Here is a 371-nt window from a genome sequence, read left to right on the forward strand (position 1 = left end):
GACAAACATTCCTACGGAATGGGTACCAAAAGAGAAAATCTATGATTTATATTCACTACGTTGGCAAATTGAACTGTTATTTAAAATATGGAAATCCTGGTTTCAAATTCATCGTTGTAAATCTATTAAACAAGAGCGATTAGAATGTCATCTTTATGGACAACTCATTAGTATCCTATTATGTTCTTCTACAATGTTTAAGATGAGAGAACTCCTGTTACGTAAGAAACAGAAAGAGCTAAGTGAATATAAAGCAATGTACATAATTAAAGATTATTTTTCACTTTTTCACCAAGCATTACACAAAAACACCCAAGAGCTATCAAAGGTTCTCCTTCGTCTGTTTAACCTCCTACAGCACAACGGACGAA

1 protein-coding gene is annotated in these 371 nt (G+C 33.2%); it reads left to right on the forward strand.

Annotated elements, in window-relative coordinates; all coding sequences use genetic code 11:
* Nucleotides 1–371, forward strand: a 371-nt coding sequence (locus BAU27_RS11685) for a transposase (protein ID WP_139254642.1), incomplete at both ends; no start/stop codon positions are given.

The sequence above is a fragment of the Bacillus sp. NH11B genome (assembly GCF_001884205.1).
GTDB classification, from domain to species: domain Bacteria; phylum Bacillota; class Bacilli; order Bacillales; family Bacillaceae_G; genus Bacillus_A; species Bacillus_A proteolyticus.